The organism is Mesorhizobium sp. M1169, from assembly GCF_040318345.1.
In the GTDB taxonomy this organism is placed as follows: Bacteria; Pseudomonadota; Alphaproteobacteria; order Rhizobiales; family Rhizobiaceae; genus Mesorhizobium.
Genome location: NZ_JAMYME010000003.1, coordinates 37297 through 54751, shown reverse-complemented (window position 1 = coordinate 54751; position 17455 = coordinate 37297). Strand labels below are relative to the sequence as shown.

The 17455-nt window shown below is 63.0% G+C and carries 15 protein-coding genes; 10 read left to right on the top strand and 5 right to left on the bottom strand.

Annotation, left to right across the window (positions count from 1 at the left end):
- Positions 1-21 precede the first annotated feature (21 nt).
- The 4 genes from NKH41_RS03760 to NKH41_RS03745 form a co-directional block, all read right to left on the bottom strand.
- Positions 22-864 (bottom strand): carbohydrate ABC transporter permease, encoded by an 843-nt coding sequence (locus NKH41_RS03760; protein WP_352502993.1) that lies wholly within the window; start codon positions 862-864, stop codon positions 22-24.
- Positions 861-1706 carry a carbohydrate ABC transporter permease gene (locus NKH41_RS03755; RefSeq protein ID WP_352472253.1) on the bottom strand — a complete coding sequence of 282 codons (846 nt, stop codon included), beginning with the start codon at positions 1704-1706 and terminating at the stop codon, positions 861-863. The genes NKH41_RS03760 and NKH41_RS03755 overlap by 4 nt, the downstream gene beginning before the upstream one ends.
- Before the next feature lie 75 nt (positions 1707-1781).
- Entirely contained in the window at positions 1782-3050 is a 1269-nt protein-coding gene (locus NKH41_RS03750) for an ABC transporter substrate-binding protein (RefSeq protein ID WP_352768442.1), read from the bottom strand.
- Between the two features lie 36 nt (positions 3051-3086).
- Entirely contained in the window at positions 3087-4130 is a 1044-nt protein-coding gene (locus tag NKH41_RS03745; protein WP_352768445.1) for a LacI family DNA-binding transcriptional regulator, read from the bottom strand.
- A 226-nt stretch (positions 4131-4356) separates the two neighbouring features.
- On the opposite strand from NKH41_RS03745, the gene NKH41_RS03740 reads away from it, so the two are divergent.
- From NKH41_RS03740 to NKH41_RS03695, 10 genes are all read left to right on the top strand, one after another.
- Positions 4357-5331 carry a sugar-binding transcriptional regulator gene (locus NKH41_RS03740; protein ID WP_023676028.1) on the top strand — a complete coding sequence of 325 codons (975 nt, stop codon included), beginning with the start codon at positions 4357-4359 and terminating at the stop codon, positions 5329-5331.
- A 44-nt stretch (positions 5332-5375) separates the two neighbouring features.
- Complete coding sequence (locus NKH41_RS03735; RefSeq protein WP_352455241.1) at positions 5376-6821, top strand: ABC transporter substrate-binding protein; 1446 nt, start codon at positions 5376-5378, stop codon at positions 6819-6821.
- A gap of 152 nt (positions 6822-6973) precedes the next feature.
- Positions 6974-7897 (top strand): carbohydrate ABC transporter permease, encoded by a 924-nt coding sequence (locus tag NKH41_RS03730; RefSeq protein ID WP_352452414.1) that lies wholly within the window; start codon positions 6974-6976, stop codon positions 7895-7897.
- Positions 7898-7906: 9 nt separating this feature from the next.
- Positions 7907-8764 (top strand): carbohydrate ABC transporter permease, encoded by an 858-nt coding sequence (locus NKH41_RS03725; protein ID WP_023676025.1) that lies wholly within the window; start codon positions 7907-7909, stop codon positions 8762-8764.
- A 4-nt stretch (positions 8765-8768) separates the two neighbouring features.
- On the top strand, positions 8769-9887 hold the full coding sequence (locus NKH41_RS03720; RefSeq protein WP_352502996.1) for an ABC transporter ATP-binding protein: 1119 nt from the start codon (positions 8769-8771) through the stop codon (positions 9885-9887).
- Complete coding sequence (locus NKH41_RS03715; RefSeq protein WP_352502997.1) at positions 9884-11008, top strand: ABC transporter ATP-binding protein; 1125 nt, start codon at positions 9884-9886, stop codon at positions 11006-11008. The genes NKH41_RS03720 and NKH41_RS03715 overlap by 4 nt, the downstream gene beginning before the upstream one ends.
- Positions 11008-12570: an FGGY-family carbohydrate kinase gene (locus NKH41_RS03710; protein ID WP_352768447.1), complete on the top strand. Its 1563-nt coding sequence runs from the start codon at positions 11008-11010 to the stop codon at positions 12568-12570. Before NKH41_RS03715 ends, NKH41_RS03710 begins: the two co-directional genes overlap by 1 nt.
- Positions 12571-12577: 7 nt before the next feature.
- On the top strand, positions 12578-13618 hold the full coding sequence (locus NKH41_RS03705; protein ID WP_352612246.1) for a 2-hydroxyacid dehydrogenase: 1041 nt from the start codon (positions 12578-12580) through the stop codon (positions 13616-13618).
- Between the two features lie 19 nt (positions 13619-13637).
- Entirely contained in the window at positions 13638-15155 is a 1518-nt protein-coding gene (locus NKH41_RS03700; protein WP_352768449.1) for a glycerol-3-phosphate dehydrogenase, read from the top strand.
- Entirely contained in the window at positions 15155-16093 is a 939-nt protein-coding gene (locus NKH41_RS03695; RefSeq protein WP_352768507.1) for a sugar phosphate isomerase/epimerase family protein, read from the top strand. Before NKH41_RS03700 ends, NKH41_RS03695 begins: the two co-directional genes overlap by 1 nt.
- A 47-nt stretch (positions 16094-16140) precedes the next feature.
- Here the strand turns inward: NKH41_RS03695 and fba are convergent, their stop codons facing one another.
- Positions 16141-17205, bottom strand: coding sequence for a class II fructose-bisphosphate aldolase (gene fba / locus NKH41_RS03690; protein ID WP_352612250.1), 1065 nt, complete (start codon positions 17203-17205; stop codon positions 16141-16143).
- Positions 17206-17455 lie beyond the last annotated feature (250 nt).

The following is a 17455-nucleotide window of genomic DNA, read 5'->3' as shown; positions in this document are numbered from 1 at the left end:
CGGCGTTCTCTTTTGTGCGCGTCATCGATTGGCGATCCCCCACATGGCGAACAAATATTTGCGGACGGCAAAAATGAAGATCAGTGCCGGGATAACCAAGGCAGCACCGCCGGTGAATTTGAGGTAGAGCGGCGATTCGCCAAGGCTCTGCAGCAGGAAGGCGGTCAGCGTCCGGTTCTCGATGGTGAGCACGGCGGCGGCAAACACCTCGTTCCAGGAGATGGTGAAGGCAAACACCGCGGACGCCGCGATGCCCGGCAGCGCCAGCGGCAGAATGACTTTTCGGAATGCCTGCAATCTCGTGCAGCCGAGCGTCCAGGCCGCCTCCTCCAGCTCGACGGGAATGCCGGAGAACAGCGAGAAGGTGATCAGCACCGCAAACGGCAGCGCCAGCGTGGTGTGGACCAGCGCCAGCCCGATCGCGGTGTCGTCGAGGCCGGTGCGGATGAACATCACCGCCAGGGGCAGAGCCAGCAGCGGCAGCGGGAAGGCGCGGGTCATCAGCACGAGGAAACGGAACGTTTCCTTGCCTGGGAAATCGAAGCGCGACAGTGCGTAGCCCGCGGGTGCGCCGAAGCCGATCGAGAGGAGCATCGTCAGCGTGGCGACGAGAACGGAGTTCCACAGCGCCTTGGCGACGCCGGCGAAATTGATGAAGAAAGAAAGGCTGCCGAAATCGAATGACGGGAAGAAGCGCTTGGGGAAGGCGGTCACCTCTTCCGGCGACGACAGCGCGTTGACGATCAGCAGATAGATCGGCAGCAGCACCCAGACGCAAAGCAGGATGACCGTTGCGACCAGCAGCCAGTTGCCGGCTTTGCGGGCCGCAGGCGCGGCGATCGACAGCTCCGCGACGGTGCTCATATCCGCGCCTCCTTCGGCACACGCAGCACACGCAGGAAGAACAGTGTGAAACCGATCGAGATGGCGAGGATGAACAGCGCCATGGCGGCGGCGACATTGTGGTCCTGCAGCGTGAACTGCCAATTGTAGGTCTCGCCCATCAGCACCGGCAGATTGGTGCCGCCGAGTGCTGCAACCACGGCAAAGACCTCAAAGGCAAGGATGACGCGCAGGATGATCGCCGTCTGCAGGCTTGGGCGCAGCAGAGGCAGCGTGATCTTGATGAAGCGCTTCCACGGGCTAGCGCCAAAAACCTCCGCCGCCTCGTAGTATTCCCGGGGGATCAGCCCCATGCCGGCGACCAGAATGACCATCATGATGGCGGTCGCGCGCCAGATCTCGGCCAGCGCCACGGCGATGAAGATCGTCAGCTTGCTCTGGTAGCCGAGGAACATGACCGGGCTGTCGATGACGCCGAGATTGGAGAGCAAGGTGTTCAGGAAGCCGGACTGGTCGAAGATGGCGAGCCAGATCAGCCCGGCGGCCAGATCGGAGATGCCGAGCGGAATGGCGAAGATATAAAGCGCGGCGCTGCGTCCCGTTTCGAGCCGCGACACCGCGGTTGCCATCAGCAGTGCCATGACCAACTGAATCGGCACGACGACGACGCTCAGCAGTAGCGTATTGCGGACAGTGACCGGAAACTTCCAGCTGCCCGCCATGGTGCGGAAATTGTCGAGCGTAAAGCCGCCGTCGCGGGTGAATGCCTCGAAGGCGACCAACACGAACGGGTAGAGGAAGAAGACGCAGAGGAACAGCGTCGCCGGTGTCAGCAGCAGATAGGGCAGGGCCTTGCTGTGCATGGAGCGCTCTCTATTCGAAGCTTCAAAAGGGGTGGGCGCCCGGCGCGCTGGAAATCCGGACGCCCGGGAGGATTCTTAATCGACCGGGCAGGCGCCTTGCGAGGGCTTGTCGGGCGCCCAGCACGGCGCCTTCGCCTGTTCGATGATCGCTTTCAGCGCCGTCGCCTGTTCGTCGAGCACGCCGTGCACATCCTCGCCGCCGAGCACGATGCGCTCGAAGCTGTCGGTGTAGATCTGATTGAACTTGCCGCCGAGGCCGCCAAGTCCCATCGGCAGCAGCGCCGGCAACGCATCGGGAGCTCCGGTCATGGTGGCGATCACTGGGCTGAAGGCCTTCACCGAGGCCGGCATGTCGTCGGGCAGCTTGACGTCGACGATGGGGAAGAAGTTTGTCGCCTTCAGCGTCGCGATCTGGGTTTCCGGTTTCAGCATATAGGCGACCAGCGCCTTGGCCTTGTCCATGTCGGGCGAGGTCTTCGGGATAGCGACGCCGGCCACCACCGGCATGTAGCCGCGGCCTGCCGGGCCAGCCGGCGCCGGGAAGGCGACGAAGTCATCGGGTTTCTGGTTGAAGGCGTCGGCGAGGCGCGCCACGTGATCGAATGCCACCCAGACTTCGCCGGTCAGCAGCGGCTCCTGCATGAAGGCATAGTTGGTCGAATTCGGGTTGGTGTATTGCCACAATTCCTTGAACTTGTTCCACGCCGTTTCGGCCTCCGCCGAGCGGAACTTCGTCACCATCGAGCCGGTATACGATGGAAGGAGAAAACCCTCGAAGAAACGGTGCTTCAGCCCTTTCGGGCCGGCCGGAAAACCGAATTTGGGCGAACCGGTCTTTTCAGCGATGTTTTTCGCCCACTCGATCAGTTGGTCATAAGTGATGGTGTTGAGATCGGTGCCGGCCGGCAGATATTGCAGCGCCTGTTTGTTGGCCGCCATCAGAAAGGTGGCCTGCATCCATGGCAGGTACTTCTGCTCGCCGGTGCCGAGCATGCCGAGCTTCTTGTAGGTCTCGTTGACCTTGACGCCACCGAGATCGACGCCAGAGAGATCGACGAGGTTCGCGCCGACGGTGGAGAAGTCTCCGTGCAGGCCGCCGAGCACGCCTATGGTGCCGGCGCCGGCCTGCAGTTCGGCCTGAAGGCGGGTGAGCCAGGGCCCGTCCTCGGCGACCTGATAGTCGACCTGGCCGTCAAACCCCTTCAGCACTTCGCTGCGCATCTTCTGTGTCTCTTCCACTGGTCGCGCCTGTGTCGACCAGAACAACACCTGCTGGGCTTGTGCTGCGCCGGCAGCAAGCGACAACGCCAGCACCGCACCTGCCAATGTCCTCAACGCATTCATCGTCGTCTTCCTCCCTGGTTGTGCGCCGCTAAGGCGTCAGTTCCGTCCTGTGGGTGCCGGGCCATGGCTTGCCCGCAAGACAAGTGTCGGCCGGACCAGCCGCGTCAGTGGCGCGTCCGGCCTGTCGCCGATGACGGTCAGCAGCATCTCGCCGATCTCGCGCGCGCACTGGCGGATCGAGGCGTCGAAAGTGGTCAGCCCCGGCGGCGCATAGGCGGAGGCGGCTATGTTGTCGAAGCCGATCACCGAAAGGTCGCGAGGAATGGCAAGTCCGGCGCGCCCCGCCTCTTCCATCACAGTCAGCGCCAGCTCGTCGAACAGTGCGACAATCGCCGTCGGCCGCTCGGTGGCGTGCAGAAGCCGGTTGATTGCCTGGATGCGGGCACCGCGATCGAAACGCGGCGCCGTCGCCACATCGAGACTGACGGACGGATCGCCCCGGCGGGCGATCGCGGCGGCGAGCCCGTCCTGCCTGAGATGGCGAAATGTCATCGGCTCCGAAATCGTCACCAGGCCGAAATGGCGGTGTCCGAGATCGTAGAGCATGTCGAAGGCCTCGCCGAAAGCATGCGCGCCATCGGTATCGAGCCAATGGTAGGCAAAGTCGCCGTCGAGCAGCCGGCCGTGCGCGACGAACGGGAAATTGCGCTGGCGCAGATAGGCAAGGCGCTCGTCGACCTCGGCGATGCGGGTGACGACGACCCCGTCGGCGCGGCCCGATTCGACGACATGGCGAAGCACGGAAAGTTCCGACTGGCCCTGCGCCGCTGCGGCCAGGATCAGGTCGGAGCCGTGCGAAACCAGCCCTTCGCCGAGCCCTGTGACGAATTCACCGAGGAAGGAGTCGACCAGATTGGGGCCGCGGATCGGAAGCACCATGCCGACAAAGCCGCTGCGGCCGGAGACCAGCGTGCGGGCTGCGGTGTTCGGCACATAGCCGGCCTGATGCGCAGCCTCGGCGACACGTTGGCGCGTTTTCAAGGCGATCTGCTCGTGGCCGGCAAGGGCGCGCGAAACGGTCGTGATCGACAGGCCGAGCTGCGCAGCAAGTTCCTTGAGGGTGGTAACGCGGGCCGGCATCGTTTCTCCCGAACGAAGTTTGAAACGTTTGTAATGCGTCCAATCCAAATTGCAAACGTTTTAAATGCGCATGGTCGGTGTTGTTTCTTGCCCGTTGGTTAGCGCGGCCCAATTCGGCCCCGGCCGGCAAGCTCCTGGCCGGAGATTTAAACGCAGCGGTTGCTTGACTCGGGCGACGCCTTGTGAAAAATTTTGCAGCAACTGATAAAAATATCAAAGGGCGGAAATGGTTGGTTTTGGCAACGGCCTGCTGCGCGACGATGAGACCGGCATGGCCGCCCGTGCCGCTTGGCTTCACTATGCCGGCGGCCTGACCCAGTCGGAGGTCGCCAAGCGGCTCGGCCTGACCAGTCTCAAGGCGCATCGCCTGATCACCAAGGCCAATCAGGAAGGCCTGGTCAAAGTCTACATCGACGGCGAAGTCTCAGAATGCGTGGAGCTTGAGGATGAGTTGTCCGGCCGGTACGGCCTCGACTACTGCGAGGTGGTTCCGGACTTCGATGCCGAAGACCTGCCGCTCAAGGCGCTCGGCATTGCTGGCGCGCAGTTTCTCAAGCGCGAGATCGAACGCGGCGAGGAGGCGCTGATCGGCGTCGGCCACGGCCGCACGCTTGCCGCCTGCGTCGAATATCTGCCGCGCATATCGGCGGGCAGGATCCGTTTCGTCTCGCTGCTTGGCGGCCTGACGCGCAAGTTCTCGGCCAATCCGCATGACGTCATCCACCGCGTCGCCGAGCGGACTGGTGCGGAGGCCTATGTGATGCCCGTACCGATGTTCGCCAACACGGTCGAGGATCGAACCGTGTTGCTCGGGCAGAAAGGCGTCAGCGATGTCTTCGACCTCGCCAAGTCCGCCGACTTGCTCATCGCCGGCATCGGCACCGCCGAACGTGAGGCCTCGCTTGTCGCCACCGGTATGATCGAGAAGGGCGAGATGGAGGAGATCCGCCGCAACGGCGGTGTCGGCGAATTGCTCGGCCATTTCTTCGACGATGCCGGAAAGGCCGTTGCGACGACGCTTTCCGACCGGGCGCTGGCACTGGCGCGCGAAGACATCAGCAACCGCAGGATTGTCGCCGTCGCCGGCGGCAAGGTGAAGGTTCGCGCCATCAAGTCAGTGCTGGAGGGCCGTTATCTCAAAGGCTTGATAACCGACGAGCGGACGGCGCGATCGCTCGTGGAACAGACGCCGGTCGGGTAGCCGGCAACCATTTCGTTGAAACTACCCTGTGGAGGAGAAGAGAAATGCATGAGAAAGAGAAAGACCTCATCGACGCATTCCTGCGTGGACAAGTCGACCGCCGTGGGCTGATCAAGGGCCTCGGTGCAATGGGCCTTGCCGCCAGCACCGCCGGCACACTGCTCAATTTCGGGCAGACCCGCGCCCTGGCGGCTGATTTCGACTGGCAGGCGCATAAGGGCAAGACCATCAAGCTGCTGCTCAACAAGCATCCTTACGCCGATGCGATGATTGCCAACCTCGACAATTTCAAGAAGCTGACCGGCATGGAAGTCGTCTATGACGTGTTCCCCGAAGACGTCTATTTCGACAAGGTTACCGCCGCGCTGTCGGCCAGCTCGCCCGAATACGATGCCTTCATGACCGGCGCCTACATGACCTGGACCTACGGTCCGGCCGGCTGGATCACCGACCTCAACGAATGGATCAAGGATCCGGCCAAGACCAACCCGAAATATGCCTGGGACGACTTTCTGCCGGGCGTCAAGAACTCCTGCGCCTGGAACGGCCAGCCGGGCGGCGCCCTCGGTTCGGCGGACGCCAAGCAATGGTGCATTCCGTGGGGCTTCGAGCAGAACAACATCACCTACAACAAGGGCATGTTCGACAAGGTCGGCGTCAGCGTTCCCGGCAATATGGATGAGATGGTCGCTACGGCGGCGAAGCTCACCAAGGACGTCGGTGGCGGCGTCTACGGCATCGGCGTGCGCGGCTCGCGCTCTTGGGCGACGATCCACCCGGGATTCCTGTCGGCTTACGCCAATTTCGACCAGAAGGACCTGAACGTCTCGGCTGACGGCAAGCTGTCGGCCGCGATGAGCACCGCCGAATCCAAGGCTTTCCACAAGCAGTGGGTCCAGATGATCCAGGAGAGCGGCCCGAAGGACTGGTCGACCTACACCTGGTACCAGGTCGGCACCGATCTCGGTGCAGGTGCTTCGGCGATGATTTACGACGCCGACATCCTTGGCTACTTCATGAATGGCGGCGACAACAAGATGGCCGGCAAGCTCGCCTTTTCGGCATTCAAGGCCAATCCTGCCGCCAAGGCGCCGACGCCCAATATCTGGATCTGGTCGCTGTCGATGTCCAACTTCTCCAAGGACAAGGACGCCACCTGGTACTTCATGCAATGGGCATCCGGACCCGAGCATGCATTGTTCGGTGCGACCAAGATGGACTTCGTCAATCCGGTTCGTCAGTCGGTCTGGAACGACGAGATGTTCCGCGAGAAGCTGAACAAGAGCTATCCGGGTTATGTCGAGATGTTCGACGTCTCGGCGCCGGGCGCCAGCATCAAGTTCACCCCGCAGCCGCTGTTCTTTGATCTCACCACCGAATGGGCGGCGACGCTGCAGAAGATGGTGGCCAAGGAAGTGCCGGTCGACGAGGGCCTCGACAAGCTGGCCGAGAGCATCAACAGCCAGCTCAAGGAAGCCGGGCTCGGCTAAGCCGCGGCCAAGGCTGGCCCGTCCGCGGGCCAGCCTTTGAGATGTGATACGTTTGCGACGCGGTCCCGAAAGGTGCCGCCTGCTCGCCCGACCGGCCGCCTTGCTCCCTTGGGCGGCCGGGACGGCGAAGCAACAGGATGACGGAGCAGCCGATGACTGCGGCGACAATACAAAGAAACAGGCCGTCGGGCTTCAGGATCAGCAAGCGGGTGCTGCCCTATCTCCTCAGCCTGCCGGCTCTGCTGGTCTGCATCGGCATCCTGATCCCGTTCCTGACGTCGGTGGTCTATTCGTTCCAGCGCTACCGGTTGAGCCAACCCTGGGCGCGGCAGTTCAACTGGGGCGACAACTATATCTCCTTCTTCACCGACCCGAAGTTCTGGAACACGCTGGAGATCTCGCTGCTCTACGCCGGCATCACCGTTGTGCTTGAACTGCTTCTCGGTCTCGGCATCGCCATGCTGCTGCAAAAGCGCTCGACGCTGAACAACTTCATCTCGATCATGCTGCTGATGCCGCTGATGACGGCGCCGGCGCTCGCCGCGCTGATGTGGAAGCTGATGACCAATCCCGGTTTCGGCGTGCTCAGCTATCTCGCCAGCCTGATCGGGTTGCAGGATTTCCGCTGGGCCTCGTCTCCGTCGACGGCGCTGCTCACCGTCGTGCTCGTCGACATTTGGGTCTACACCCCCTTCATCATGATCCTGCTGCTTGCAGGCCTGCGCAGCCTGCCGACGCAGCCCTTCGAGGCGGCAGCACTCGACGGCGTGCCACGCAGCTTCGTCTTCTTCCGCATCACACTGCCGATGCTGACCCCCTACATCCTGACGGCGACCCTGTTCCGCCTGCTTGATTCCATCCAGCAGTTCGACATCATCTACGCCATGACGCAGGGCGGTCCGGGCGACACGCTGACCGTCTTCCAGGTCGAGGCCTACCTCAACTTCTTCCAGTCGACCAATGTCGGCCGCTCGGCGGCACTGATGATCATCCTGTGGGCGATCACCTATTTCCTCTCGAACATTTTCATCAAGAACTGGCTGCGGCTGCGCGAACGCGCCCGCGGCCAGGCATAGGAGGCTGGCGTGGAACACACCTCGCTTCTCGAACGCATCCTGCGCGGCATTGCCCTGGCGCTGGTCGTGATCTTCTTCATGTTCCCGATCGTCTGGATCCTGATGATGTCGTTCCAGACCAACGAGACAATCCTGCGGATTCCGCCGCAGCTTGTCTTCGAGCCGACGCTCGCCAACTACACTGCCTTGATCACCGGCAAGCTGATGACGGCGGCCGGCACGCTCGACATCGCCTTCATGCGCAACCTCTGGAATTCCGTCTTCCTGTCGGTCACGTCGGTTGCCGTCGCGTTGCTGCTCGGCGTTCCGGCGGCCTACGCCTTTGCGCGGCACAAATTCCGCGGCTCGGAGGACATTGCCTTCACGCTGCTGTCGTTCCGGTTCGCGCCGGCGCTGCTGGTGCTCCTGCCGCTCACCCTCTATTTCCAGAAGCTCGGGCTGGCCAACACCTATATCGGGCTGATCTGGGTCTATCAGCTGATCTGCCTGCCGTTGATCCTGTGGATCGTGCGCGGCTATTTCGAGGACATTCCCGCCGACATCGAATACGCCTACCGCATTGCCGGACATTCCTGGTTTGCCACCTTCCGCAAGATCGCGCTGCCGCTCGCCGGCCCAGGCATCGCCGCTGCCGGTCTGCTCGCCTTCATCTTTGCCTGGAACAATTTCGTTTTTGCGCTGGTGCTCGCCTCGGCCGACAAGCAGCCGGTGACGGTCGGCGCGCTCGCCTTCATCACCTCCTCGGGCATCCAGTATGGCCAGATATCGGCGGCGATCGTGCTGTCGATCACGCCAACGCTGGCGCTCGCGCTCTATGCGCAACGCTATCTCGTCGAAGGCCTGTCGCTTGGCGCGGTGAAAGGATAGTCCGATGGCAAGCCTCGAACTGCGAAACATCGTCAAGCGCTATAAAAGCCAGACTGTTCTCGACAATCTGTCGCTGACCGTCGCCGACGGCGAAACGCTGGTCCTGTTCGGGCCGTCCGGCGCCGGCAAGACCGTGCTGCTGCGGCTGGTGGCCGGCGTCATCGACCCCGACGAGGGAAAGATACTCATCGGCGGCGAGGACATGACCGATCTCGACGCCGAGTTCCGCGGCGTCGGCATGGCATTTCAGAACTTCGCGCTGTTCCCGCATATGACGGCGTTCGATAACATTGCGACGCCGCTGCAGGCGAAGCACTCATCGCAAGGCACGATAAAGACCGGCGTCGAGAGCGTCGCCAAGCTGTTGAAAATCGGCCATGTGCTCAGCCACAAGCCGCGGGCGCTGTCCAATGGCCAGAAGCAACGCACCGCGCTTGCCCGCGCCCTGGTCGGCTCGCCGCCGCTGCTGCTGCTCGATGATCCCTTGCGCAACGTCGATGCCAAATTGCGCTTCGAAATGCGGCTGGAACTGCCAAGACTGCTGGCGGATCGTGGCGCGACCGTCATCTACGTCACCCAGGACTACAAGGAAGCGATGGCGCTCGGCGACCGCATCGCGGTCATGTCGCAGGGCGTCGTCAAACAGCTCGGCACGCCCGAGCAGATCTATCGCGAGCCGGCCAATGTCGAGATTGCCCGGCTGTTCGGCGACCCGACCATCAACCTTCTGGACGTCAAGCCGGCGCGGGACGCCAAGGGCATCTATGTTGGCTTGTCCAACGTCCAGGTCCATCTTGCCGGCGCTCATGAGGCGGCGGTCGGCCGCGACTGCGTGATCGGTTTGCGGCCGGAGGCGCTGGCGTTTGTCGATGAACGCACGCTCGGCGCCATCCCGGTGACGGTCGAGGCTGAGACGCCGCTCAACGAGAAGATCGTCACGCTGGTGCGCACCGTGCGCGGCCGTGAAATTCTGGTTTCGCGTCCTTCCGGGACACCGGGCCAATCCGAGGGTAAGGTCTACATTGCCGTCGACAGTAAAAGCGCCCTTTTGTTCGATCGCACAAGCGGCGAGCGCATCGGCTCGAAAAACGTCGTCAATTTGCGCAGCGGAGAAGCGGCATGAGCCCGACCGCAATCACCATTTCGGGCGTCGACAAGTTCTACGGTCCGATCGACCGTGGCGTACACGCCGTCAAGAACCTGACGATGGAAATCGTCAAGGGCGAGATCGTGGCGCTGCTCGGCTCGTCCGGCTGCGGCAAGACCTCGACATTGCGCATGATCGCAGGCTTCGAAGAGGTCTCGCGGGGTAGCATCTCGGTTGCCGGCCGCAAGGTGCACACGTTGCCGCCGGTCAGGCGCAACGTCGCAATGGCCTTCGAGGGCTATTCGCTCTACCCGCCGCTGACCGTGCGCGAGAACATGGCCTTCGCCCTCAAGGCCGCCAGGCTGGCGAAGAGTGCGGTCGATGCAAAGGTTGCCAACATCGCCAAGCTGCTCGAGATCGAGGACATTCTCGAGCGCTATCCGAGCTCGATCTCCGGCGGCCAGCAGCAGCGCGCCAGCCTCGGCCGGGCGCTGATCCGCGAGGCCGACCTGCATCTGCTGGACGAGCCGATGGGCCAGCTCGAGCCGCAGCTTCGCGCCGTGCTGCGCGGCCGCATCAAGCATTTCATCAAGGAGCGTGGCCTGACCGCGATCCTTGTCACCCACGACCAGACCGAGGCCAATGCTCTGGCCGATCGCATCGCTGTCATGGAGGGCGGCGTGCTGCAGCAGTTCGATACGCCTGACAGGCTCAAGGAGCGGCCGGCAAACCTGTTCACCGGCACCTTCGTTGGCGAGCCGCCGATGAATGTCTTCGAGGCCTATGTCGGCACAGCTGCCGGCAAGATCAGTCTCAAGCTGCCCGACGGGCTTTCGCTCGAATACGACAAGGATGCGTTCAGCGGCCCGGTTCGCGACGAATTGCTCAACCGGCAGCGCGTCGTCATCGGCGTCAGGCCCTATGCGGTCCGCCGCTCGAAAGATGGTGTGCCGGCGACGGTTTCGGCCAATCAATGGCTCGGCGACCAGACCCATATCGCCGCCGATTTCGCCGGCGGTTCGCTGGTCCTGGTCGAACATGACCGAACCCGCTTGGAGCTTGGCGCGCCGATCAAAATCAGCATCGATCCGAAAAACCTTCACGTCTTCGATCAGGCGAGCGGCAATGCCATTTCGCACGGCACGGAGCTGGCTTGATGCAGGATGTGCTGATCGGCATCGACGCCGGCACGTCTGTCATAAAATCCGTCGCCTTTGACACGGCGGGCAGGCAGATCGCGTCCGCCGCGCTGCCCAATAAATACGAGACACTGCCGGGCGGCGGCGCCGAGCAGGACCTGACACGCACCTGGGCCGATACCGCGACGACCTTGCGCGAGCTTGCAGGCAAGGTTCCGGATCTCGCCAGCCGGACCATTGCCATCGCCGTGACCGGGCAGGGCGACGGTACCTGGCTGATTGACAAGGATGGCGAGCCGGTTGCCAAGGGCTGGCTGTGGCTCGACGCGCGCGCTGCCGCGGTCGTCGAGGAGATCCGCGCGCGGCCGGAGGACCGGCTGCGCTTCGAAAAGACCGGCAGCGGGCTCGCTGCCTGCCAGCAGGGATCGCAGTTCGTGTTCATGAAGCGCCACATGCCCGCGATGCTTGCCAATGCAGCGACGGCGTTCCACTGCAAGGACTGGCTCTATTTCAAGTTGACCGGCCACCGCGCCACCGACCCGTCCGAGGGCACCTTCACCTTCGGCGACTTCCGCACGCGCGGCTATTGCGATGATGTGCTCGAGGTACTCGGCGTCACCGATCTCCGGCATCTGTTGCCGCCCATCGTCGATGGCACCAGGCAAAGCACCTCGCTGTCGGTGGCAGCAGCCGATGCGACTGGCCTGCTCGCCGGCACACCGGTCGTTCTGGCCTATGTCGATGTCGCCTGCACGGCGCTCGGCGCCGGCCTGTTCGATCGCGAACGCAAGCCGGGATGCTCGATCATCGGCTCCACCGGAATGCATATGCGGCTTGCCGAAACGCCGGACGAGGTTCTGCTCAACGAGGCTGCAACCGGCTACACGATGACGATGCCGGCACCCGGCGTCTTTGCGCAGATGCAGTCGAACATGGCGGCAACGCTCAATATCGACTGGGTCCTTGGCCTCGCCTCCGGCATTCTCGCCTCGCAAGGTATTACGCGGACCAATGGCGAGATGATCGCGCTGGTCGACCAGTGGATATCGTCGTCCGAGCCAGGCTCGCTGCTCTACCAGCCCTATGTCTCGGAGGCCGGCGAGCGCGGCCCGTTCGTCGATGCCAATGCCAGGGCCGGCTTCATCGGCATTTCGTCCAGGCACGGCTATGCCGACATGGTCCGCGCGGTGTTCGAGGGGCTGGCTTTCGCGGCGCGCGATTGCTACGCCGCCATGGGGCCCCTGCCCAAGGAAATCCGCCTGACCGGCGGAGCGGCCAGGAGCCCGGCTCTGCGCAAGATCCTGGGTGCTGCGGTCGGCGCCGACATTCGCACCAGCGAGCGCGAGGAGGCCGGTGCTGCGGGCGCCGCAATGATTGCTGCGGTCTGCGTCGGCCAATACGCATCGATGGACGATTGCGTCAGCGAATGGGTCACGCCTTTGCTCCGTACGGCCGAACCCAGCGATCGGAAACTTGCCGCTGCCTATGAGGCGATGGCTCCGTCCTACACATTGGCGCATGAGGCGCTGCGGCCGGTCTGGCGCTCGATGGCCGCGTCCAGGCAAACCGACGTGAATTGAGAAGAGCATGCCCAAGAAAATTGCGATCATCGGCGACCGCTTCATGCTTCCGGAAGTGTTTCGCGAGAAAATCGAGGCGGCCTGCGGCGACAATCTCGACATCCGCAGCATTGAGACCGCTTGGCCCGACGAGCCGATGCAATTCGGCAATGCCGCGCTTGGTCTGGACAAGGTCAAGGAGTATTTCGGCGATCCCGACGAGGTGGTGGATTTCATCGGCGACGCCGAAATCTTCGTCACCCAGCTTGCGCCGCTCTCCGAAAGCATGATGCAGCGCCTGCCCACGCTCAAGCTGGTTGCGGTCTCGCGCGGCGGACCGATCAACATCGACATGGCCGCCGCCAAGGCCCACGGCATCACCGTGGTCAATGTGCCCGGCCGCAACGCCAGCGCCGTGGCCGAGTTCACCATCGGCGCCATTCTCGCTGAAACGCGGCTGATCCGCGTCGGTCACGAAGCCTTGCGCAAGGGCGAATGGCGCGGCGATCTCTACCGCGCCGACCGTACCGGCCGCGAGCTCAACGAAATGACCGTCGGCGTCATCGGCTACGGCAATATCGGCACCAGGCTGGTTCGCCTGCTGCGCGCCTTCGGCTGCCGCATCTTGGTTTGCGATCCCTATGTGCAATTGAGCGCCGAGGACCGCAATGCCGGCGTCGAACTGGTTGCGCTGGACGATCTGCTGTCGCGCTCCGATGTGGTCACGCTGCATTCCCGGGTCACCGAGGAGACGCGCGGCCTGATCGGCAAGAACGCCATCGCCCGGATGAAACCCGGCGTAATCTTCGTCAATACCGCGCGCGGACCGCTGGTCGACTACGATGCGCTCTACGATGCGCTCGTCTCGGGGCAGATCGGCAGCGCTATGCTGGAGACGTTCGCCATCGAGCCGGTGCCTGCCGACTGGCCGCTGTTGCAACTGCCGAACGTGACGCTGACGCCGCATATCGCCGGCGCGTCGGTACGCACCGTGACCTACGCGGCCGAGCAGGCGGCCGAGGAAGTGCGCCGCTACATCGCCGGGCTGCCTCCGGTCAATCCATGCTGACGACAGGGCATAGAGCGAGATGAACGGTGAAACCGAAATCGTCGACCTCTTCGTCATCGGCGGCGGTGTCAATGGCGCCGGAATCGCGCGCGATGCGGCGGGCCGGGGTCTGTCGGTCATTCTTTGCGAAAAGGACGATCTTGCCGAGGGCACCAGTTCGCGATCGGGAAAGCTCGTTCATGGCGGTTTGCGCTATCTCGAATATTACGAGTTCCGCCTGGTGCGGGAGGCGCTGATCGAGCGCGAGGTGCTGCTCGAATCCGCGCCGCACATCATCTGGCCGATGCGCTTCGTGCTGCCACACAGCCCCGATGATCGGCCGGCCTGGCTGGTGCGGCTCGGCCTGTTCCTCTACGACCATCTTGGCGGCCGCAAGCGACTGCCGGCCACCCGCACGCTCGACCTGCGCACCGCGCCCGAAGGCGCGCCGATCAAGGACGCCTTCAAGCGCGGCTTCGAATATTCTGACTGTTGGGTCGATGACGCTCGCCTGGTCGTCATCGACGCGCTCGACGCCGCCGAGCGCGGAGCCAGGATATTCACCCGCACCGCCTGCATAGCCGCCCGTCGCGAAAACGGCCTGTGGTCGATAGAGATGCGCGACGGTCGAACCGGCGTCAGGACCACAGTCCGGGCACGGGCGCTGATCAACGCCGCCGGACCCTGGGTCAACGACGTCATCAACCGCGTCGCCGGCCAGAATTCCAGGCGCAACGTGCGCCTGGTCAAGGGCAGCCACATAGTCGTGCCAAAATTCTGGGAAGGGCGACAGGCCTATCTCGTCCAAAACAGCGACAAGCGCGTGATCTTCATCAATCCCTACCAGAACGATCTGGCGCTGATCGGTACCACCGACATTCCCTATGACGGGCGGCCGGAGGACGTGACCGCCGATGCCAGCGAGATCGATTACCTGATCAAGGCAGTCAATCGCTACTTCAAGCGCCAGCTTGCGCGCAGCGACGTCGTCTACTCGTTTTCCGGCGTCAGGCCGCTCTATGACGACAATGCCGACAATCCGAGCGCGGTGACCCGCGATTACATATTCGAACTCGACGCACCGGCTGGGCAAGCGCCGCTGCTTTCGGTCTTCGGCGGCAAGATCACCACCTTCCGCAAATTGGCCGAGCACGCGCTCGACCGTATCGCCCCGTTCTTTCCGAAAATGGGCAAGCCGTGGACCTCGAAAGGGCACCTGCCGGGCGGCGATATCGCCAATGCGGATTTCGAGCAGTTTCTGGGCGACCTCGGCCATGAATTTCCCTGGATGCCGGCATCGCTGGTCAAGCATTACGGCAGGCTCTACGGCACAAGGACGCGCGATCTGGTCGGCGCGGCCACCTCGCTCGCCGAACTGGGCCGGCGCTTCGGCAAGGATTTTTTCGAGCGCGAAGCCAATTACCTGTTCGAGCATGAATGGGCCGAGACCGCCGCCGATATTCTCGAAAGGCGCACCAAGCACGGCCTGCATCTGTCCGCCGCGGAAAGAACCGCCTTCGAGGACTGGTGCTCGAGCCGGCTGGCAAAGGCCGGCTGATGGCCTTTACGCTTTCGCTCAACACCAATCCGCTGGTCAACCGCTTTGCGGAGCCGGACGACCTGATCGACGCGATCGCCTATCAGATCGGTATCAGGGACGTCCAACTCACCCATGAATTCGTCAATCCCGGCTGGCCGGCGGCGACGATCGCCAAATTCGTCCGCCTGTTCCGCTCCGCGCTCAACCGCACCGGTGTGCGCGTGACCTCCGCGATGACCGGCCCTTACGGCCGGCTCAGTCATTTCGGCCATCCCGATGCCGACGTGCGGCGCTACTACGTCGACTGGTTCAAGACCTTTTCAGAAGTTTCGGCCGAGCTCGGCGCCGCGGGCATGGGCACGCAATTCGCGATCTTCACCCACCGGGATTACGACAATCCTGAACGTCGCGCGCGGCTTTTCGACATCGCGCTGGAATGCTGGCGCGAGGTCGCCGAGCATGCCAAAGCAGCCGGCTTGACCTACCTGTTCTGGGAGCCGATGTCGGTCGGCCGCGAATTCGGCCATACGATCGAAAGCTGCCGGGCACTGCAGCGCGAGATCGAAGCGGCCGGTATGGCCGTCCCGTTCAAGATGATGGTCGACATCGACCATGGCGACGTGACCTCGAGCAATCCGGCGGACACCGACCCTTATGCCTGGGCCGAAGCCTTTCCCAGGCAATCGCCGATCATCCACGTCAAGCAGTCGTCGATGAACAAGGGTGGTCACTGGCCGTTCATTGCCGCTCACAACAAGGACGGCCGCATCACGCCGGAAAAGCTGCTGGAGACGGTTCGCCGTGGCGGCGGCGTCGACAACGAGATCTGCCTCGAATTGTCGTTCCGCGAGCGCGAGCCCGTCGACCACCAGGTCATCGCCATGATCCGCGAGTCGGTCGACTACTGGGCACCCTTTATCGAGACCGGCAGGGCCGATCTCTTGCCGCGAGCATGATCGGATGAGCAGGAGCTGAGGCAGCTCCTGCTCAGAACCGGAATACGTCAGCCAAATTTCGGATCGAGGCTTCCGGACTTGTAGCGCTTGGCCATTTCCGACAGCGGCAGCGGCTTGATCTTCGGTGCGTTGCCGGCGGTGCCGAATTGCTCGAAGCGCTCCTTGCACAGCTTCCGCATCGCGGCCATTGCCGGCGTCAGATATTTGCGCGGATCGAATTCGCTCGGGTTCTCGGTCAGCACCTTGCGGATTGCGCCGGTCAGCGCCATGCGGTTGTCGGTATCGATATTGATCTTGCGCACCCCGTGCTTGATGCCGCGCTGGATCTCTTCGACCGGCACGCCCCATGTCGGCTTCATCTGGCCGCCATATTTGTTGATGATCTCCTGCAACTCCTCCGGCACCGAGGACGAGCCGTGCATGACGAGATGCATGCTCGGCAGACGGCGGTGGATTTCCTCGATGACGTTCATGGCGAGCACAGCGCCGTCCGGCTTGCGGCTGAACTTGTAGGCGCCGTGGCTGGTGCCCATGGCGACGGCCAGCGCATCGACACGAGTGTCGCGCACGAATTGTTCGGCCTGTACCGGGTCGGTCAGCAGCTGGTCGTGGCTGATGACGCCCTCGACGCCATGGCCGTCTTCCTGCTCGCCGCCGCCCATCTCAAGCGATCCAAGGACGCCGATCTCGCCTTCCACCGAGACGCCGCCCCAATGCGCCATGTCGACGACGCGGCGGGTGATGCCGGAATTATAGGCGTAGTCGGCCGGCGTCTTGCCGTCTTCCTTCAGCGATCCGTCCATCATCACCGAAGTGAAGCCGTGCTGGATCGCGGTGACGCAGGTGGCTTCGTTGTTGCCATGGTCGAGATGCATGCAGACCGGGATATCGGGATGGATTTCGACCAGCGCGTCGATCAGCTTGGCTAGCACCACGTCGTTGGCGTAGGCTCGGGCGCCGCGGCTCGCCTGCAGGATAACCGGCGATTTGGTCTCCTCGGCTGCCTCCATGATGGCGAGGCCCTGTTCCATATTGTTCATGTTGAAGGCAGGCACGCCATAGCCGAATTCGGCGGCATGATCGAGCAATTGTCTCAGTGTGATGCGAGCCACTCAGTAGTCTCCCGTATCCGGTTTCGAGCCAGTGTTTGCGGGCCGTTCGGTTGTCGTCGAGCCCCTGATGCTTCTGGCCGGATTTCCGCGGCACCGCAACCGCTGGGCGCTCGGCCGGCAGCAATTCTTGTTACAGGACGCGACCAGAAGCGTCATGATATCCCATAGAGATATAACATTATCACAAAAATTTGGTGGTTTGTGCGACGTTTGGTGTTATATCTCGGAACCGGATTGCACGAGGAAGCCG